At 45.4% G+C, this 5,639-nt stretch carries 6 protein-coding genes; all 6 read right to left on the bottom strand.

Going from position 1 to position 5,639, the window contains the following annotated elements; all coding sequences use genetic code 11:
* Positions 1 to 297: 297 nt before the first annotated feature.
* On the bottom strand, positions 298 to 540 hold the full coding sequence (locus ACM64D_RS00525; protein WP_415061223.1) for a CopG family antitoxin: 243 nt from the start codon (positions 538 to 540) through the stop codon (positions 298 to 300).
* Positions 527 to 1,006 carry a nucleotidyl transferase AbiEii/AbiGii toxin family protein gene (locus tag ACM64D_RS00520; RefSeq protein ID WP_415061222.1) on the bottom strand — a complete coding sequence of 160 codons (480 nt, stop codon included), beginning with the start codon at positions 1,004 to 1,006 and terminating at the stop codon, positions 527 to 529. Before ACM64D_RS00520 ends, ACM64D_RS00525 begins: the two co-directional genes overlap by 14 nt.
* A gap of 50 nt (positions 1,007 to 1,056) precedes the next feature.
* On the bottom strand, positions 1,057 to 1,806 hold the full coding sequence (locus ACM64D_RS00515; RefSeq protein WP_415061221.1) for a lysophospholipid acyltransferase family protein: 750 nt from the start codon (positions 1,804 to 1,806) through the stop codon (positions 1,057 to 1,059).
* A 1-nt stretch (position 1,807) separates the two neighbouring features.
* On the bottom strand, positions 1,808 to 2,905 hold the full coding sequence (locus ACM64D_RS00510; protein WP_415061220.1) for a TIGR04552 family protein: 1,098 nt from the start codon (positions 2,903 to 2,905) through the stop codon (positions 1,808 to 1,810).
* Positions 2,906 to 2,951: 46 nt separating this feature from the next.
* The gene (locus ACM64D_RS00505) at positions 2,952 to 3,608 is read right to left on the bottom strand and encodes a hypothetical protein (protein WP_415061219.1); all 657 of its coding nucleotides are present in this window, start codon (positions 3,606 to 3,608) and stop codon (positions 2,952 to 2,954) included.
* A 139-nt stretch (positions 3,609 to 3,747) separates the two neighbouring features.
* A partial coding sequence (locus tag ACM64D_RS00500) for a zinc-dependent metalloprotease (protein WP_415061218.1) occupies positions 3,748 to 5,639 on the bottom strand: 1,892 nt, incomplete at its 5' end.

Raw genomic sequence — 5,639 nt, 5'->3', positions numbered from 1 at the left:
TAATGAACTATATCTTTGATCTTCTTGAGAATCTCAAGGATCAGTAAAACTAGACTAAGAACTCCTTTAGCCAATCGCAAAAAACGACGAACAGTTCTCCAGCGGTGAAGCTGGATATTTATGTCCGACATAGGGACCTCCCATTTGGTTATGGAAAGGTTCCTTCTTGAAAGCAAAATGGGTTGCCCCATTTTGCTTTTTTGCATTTTAGATGCTCGGGTATACAAAACTACATTTCGCCCTACTACGAGCTGCCATCCGCAGATCGGCTCAAACTTTCAATTCCCCAAGCTTGATTCAATTTTCTTCGCGCAGACCTTTGCGAAGATATTCGATCATCAGCGATTGATACTTCTTACCTTTAGACCCGGCTTTAACTTTAATACTTCTTAGAACATTACCGGGAACTCGTAAGCTGATTGCAACTGTTGGCTCATCGACATTCATCGACATTAACCGCATATCTTCTAGAAACTGAACAGCTTCCTCTGGAGATATTGTAGGATTTTTAGTTTTAACAGATCGTCTATTTTTTCTCATTGAGCTTCGCCTGTATATTTTCAATATCAATAAGATCTTGAGGGCGTCCGGACTCTTGTTTCATCTTTAATAACTCTTGAAGCGTTACAACGGAAATCTTTCTTCCCGCGACTGATATCTTTTCAATATCCATTTCAGAAAGATTTTTTGTGATTAGAATGTCTACCTGTCTAGAGGGATTTCTATAATCAACGAAAGACCAGGCTATCAAATTTCTCTCTGTAATATACTCTTTGCGCATTTTAATAATGTCTTGAGCTCGCACGGGAAGACGAGATTGCAAGCCGATCTTCCCAAGGGTCTTTTCAGCAAGCTCAAAGTCCTTCTGAGTAAGGCTTAATACAAAATCAACATCCATGGTTGCACGCACCAGCCCATGCAAAGCAAGAGCATATCCGCCAACAACGGCATATTTGAGTTTCGCGTCCTTAAAAGCATCAACAATTTCATATAAGAGCATTTTCATATTGTATATACTTGTATATACAATGTCAACAGCTGCAAATTTCTTTGTCTTTACAAGGACTTAGAGTGAGCTTCTTGCTCAAGATACGGCGCCATCATGCTACGAACCCGCTCCTGAAGCTGGGGGCGGGTTTCAATCGTGTACTCTGAGGGGTCCACCGGCGGCAGTACGTGCAAGGTCACGGTACGACTCCACACTCCCCAGTTTGGAATAATATGCCCTTTAGGCAGGATCGCCGCAGCCCCTTTAATCACTACCGGAACAATCGGCGCGTGCGCATTGATAGCAAAGATAAAGGGTCCCGATTTAAACGGCCCTAATCGCTCTGTCTTTTGACGAGTTCCCTCGGGGGCTAGAGCAAAACGTTCCCCCGCTTTGATGCGAGCCTCAGACTCGCGATACACCTTAAAGACCTCTTCTCGTCGATCGCGAGCAATCGGCAAAATCCCCGCGCGTCTCATCGCCGGCCCGAATACGGGAATTTTAAAAAGCTCAATCTTAGCTCCAAAACGAAAGCTTCCCAAATACCCGTTCATCGCAAAGATATCAAAAAAACTTGTGTGGTTAAAGACATACAAAAATCCTCCGGCGGGACGATTCTCTAAGCCTTGGACCTGCACTTTGACTCCGAACATTCGGCAGGCGTTGCTGGTCCAAAAGACCACGATCTTGTCTTCCAATGGACGATTTTTCATCGTGAGATTCACGACGATCATCGCCAACGAACAAAACATCGTGTGAATGGGAAAAACAATTAAAGCCAATAATGAACGAGGGTACGAAAGCAATTTCAAAAGCATATTAACTCAACTCTGGGAACAAACGCTTGCGGGCGGCGTTCCTTTGTCTTTCTTTATAAGCCTGATGTTCAGAAGGCCCCGACAAAATCTTTTGGTGCGCCGACTGATCCATGATCTGAACCTCGAAAGGATAGAAGAAACTGAAATCCTCTTTTCCTCCCGGAGGACGCACATGGATTAACTTACGAGAGATAAATTTAATAAAACGGTAGTCTTCTCCGGAAAAGAAGTTCTCTTTACGCAAGAACTTCACGTTCTCCCCCTGCTCTGCCAACTTTTGATCAAAAGCCGCCTGAATGCTTTTTTCATCCAAAGTATCCAAACGATGGGAAAGATCATCACAAACCTGCATGAACAGATCTACCGGATACAAGTTATTAGAACTTTGATCCGGCATAATATGAGGAAAGCTGATCACATTTTCACGAATTAAAAAACGAACCACTTGAAAAGTATCAAACAGGTTGCGCGTGATAAAACGCACACCCAGCTTATCAAAGATCTTCATGGCCAAAGCATCGGGTTTTGCTAAAAGCTTAATCACCGTGCTAGAGGATGTTTTAAACGGCTTGACCTCAAACCCCAAAAGCTCGATCGGATCCAACTGGTCTATGGGACTTTTTAAAAAGGTTCGATGAGTCGTGCCATCATGCAAGATGCAATCTTGAAAAGGTGTTAAGATCTGGGACTGAATCTCTTCTGAAAAAGAACTGAAAAGATCATTTTCAGCGTGAACAAAAACATGCATGCAGCGAATGATCGCGCAGGCCCAGCGCTGCAGATTCTGTTCTTCGGGATCCGAGGAGCTGGCGTAAATAAGAAGTCGGCGCAAATCACCTAACTGTTTGTGGTCGCGAAAGACCTCAGGCAAATCTGCGTCCTCAAACCCCAGCTTTTCCACCATCAACACCAAAGCGCGACGGTGATAGTACCAAAGCTTTTCAAGATCGCTTTCTTTATTGACGTCAAATCCGTAACTTAAAAGAAATGAGGAGGCCGCCTCAAGAGAATGAATGTTCAATTTGGGGATTTCGATAGCCGAATGCCCCCCAACAACTGAATTAAGAATAGAAGAGTCAAAGATGAAACGTTGAGGCATAACCCCTATCTTCAAACTCGATAGGGGTCGAAGCAAGACGCGGCGCTTATTTAATCAAAGAGCAAGTGTAGGCTTTAAAGCTTCCTAAAGTTCCACTTGTTGCCTGATAGCCCGCAACAGCCGTGTAGTTTTGATAGTAGACAGTGCCCTCTACAGTCGAGTTATTAACCTGACCCTGGAACACGATCTCGCCGTAACTGTCTTTAAAGCGAACCTGAAATTGACGCGTAGTACGATTAATCATTCCCTCTGCAGCCGCTGTGAACTCTACAACGTAGGGTTGAATGGTCTGACCATTATAAACCTGATTCACATAAGAGTCGAAGATCTTAATAGTCACAGAAGAAGCCGTGGTGACAAGCTTCCCTTGGCTGTCAAACTGAAAAGTTCCTCTGAAATCGATTCCGGTTTTATCATTGATATTACCGCTGATCGTTCCCAAGCTTTGGGGGTCTAAAGTCGCTGATACAAAACTCTTCACTTGATTTTCAAACTGCGCCGAAGCGTAAGGATCATAGATCTTACCCCAGTTCATCGCCGTGTTTCCGCAGTTATTCGGAACCACACTGTTTGTTGCGACAGTATTTCCTCGGCCTGCGACGCGAACGGCACTTCCATCATCCTTCTTACCGCAAGCGGACAAAGACAGAGCCATTAGTACAAGGATCCCCATCGCTGATTTGTTAAAGAAAGATTGATTCATAAGTGCCTCCTGCCAACCTATAAGGCAAGAGCCAGACCAACTGGAAACCGAACCTATTGCTTTAAAAACAAAAAAGTCGTTTCAACCTGAAACGACTTTTTCACAAAGGACGATTTATGTACTCAGATGTCTAGGAAATCTACAAAAGCTTATCCAACCCCTGAAGAACAGCAACTTCCGAGTTCAACCAACCCGCTGCTTTCGCGTCCACAAGGCCTTGCTGCAGAAGCTGAGTGGCTAATTCTGCGGGTTTCTTCACCGTGCTCAAATCCAACTGCGGATCGATTTCCTTTAAGAAGGCGTTCACTTTCTCATATTGAGACTTACGAACCAACGCCTTTTTACCATCCATATCAAAGCGAAGCCCTTTTGAAGAAAGAAGCTTCGACCACTTTGCTCTTTCTTCTGCCGTCAGGAAAACCTTCGCCACTTTCACTTCTTTGGTGAGACCTGCCCCGACCTTCACAACTTCTTCGCCTTCATTGGCGGCAACCAAATCCAAGTAGAGGTTTGCTAAGGAAACAGCCTCATCTTCTGAAATTAAATTTTTAGGCAGAAGGGCGCTTACTACAACAGCCGCACCATTGTCCGCCTGTTCTGTCTCTTCAATTCGCGGTAACAAAGTCGTGAGGCCCGCCGCCAAGGCCTTTCTATTTCCGGGCAAAAGACTTTGGTAGAAACTCAAAATCTTACCCTGTTGTTCTGCGGTCAAATTGTATTCTCGCCCCGCCAAGGTCTTCCCTTTTGCAAGATAGGAACTTGTTCTTAAGTCTTCAATCTGACGATTCAACCAATCAACCGCAATGGTCCCATCCGCATTTCTCCACAGATCGTTCAAGATCAATGCATAACCCCCAGCCGCCGCTAAAGAGCGAGCGCGCTCTTTGGTCAAGGCCTCATCCATACCGAACTTAGAATAAAGCACCTGGCCGGACTTGACGCTTTCCAAAGATGCAAAACTCGGCGCCGGTGTCGAATTCTTTGTTGTATCCATCAAAGCTTGACCGACAAACTTGAGATCATCCTGATTGACCTTGCCCCATTTGACGGTTTCGGCCAAAACAGAATCCAAGCTGTTCACAACCTCTGGCTGATCCCCGGGGTAAGTTCGACCAATGATAGAGGCAAAGAGGATCTTCACAAAGTTTTGTTGCTCGTCTTTGGCATCCAAATATTTTCTTAAAAGAGGGTTATTGCCGGCATCAAAACGCTCACAACCGTAAACTTGCAATCCCTGACTGTTTGCCAAAGCGATATCATCGTCAGTGCAATATCTAGAGATCTTTTCATCCAACGCCGTGTCGTTTGAAGAGTAAGCCCAATCCATCGCCATCTTATCGTAGGACAAGGGCGCATATTTGATTTTTGCCGACATCAAAATATTATCAATGCCGCTCACATAATCCATGATCGAGGTTGAAGTCTCAAGCCCCTGATGAGCCAAGTCTTTCAAATACGTCTTCGCCGATTCATAAACATCTTTTGCGGACGCTTTAACCGAGAAAGATCCTGCAAAGTTATGACGAAGTCCCAAGGCATGACCCAATTCGTGAGCCACGGTCGAACGAACACTGTCTTGCGCCAAACGCAATCGCTGAGAATCACTGGCTTCACGGGCAATCTTATTCACCGCGAGCAGACTTTGCGTCAGATCACAGGCGACAGCTCCCGCTGCGACGGGAATATTCCCATTAAGACCGACAAGATCCGCAGAACCGACGCGAGTGAACACCGACGGCATAAACACTTGGGCTCTTAAAAGCTCCCCGGTCAAAGGATCTGACTGACCAATGGCATAGGCGGCACCCGAATCCAACCAAGGAATCCACCGGATAAAGATACTGCGATCTTCCGGCCCCGCCTGAGGATCAACGCCGGTTTTAGTGACGATAACTTCTTTTCCGAAGACCTTATTCCAATAAAGAGCGCCCTCTTTCACGGCCTCAACATAATCCACGGGCACCGCAGAAGAGATGCGAACAACGATGGGTCCTTTTGAAGAAGAAAGATCCCACTTCGTAATAAGATTCG

It is taken from the genome of Bdellovibrio sp. (assembly GCF_047637665.1).
Taxonomy (GTDB): domain Bacteria; phylum Bdellovibrionota; class Bdellovibrionia; order Bdellovibrionales; family Bdellovibrionaceae; genus Bdellovibrio.
Note: the sequence above shows the minus strand (reverse complement) of the source record. Positions and strands in the feature narration are given on the sequence as shown.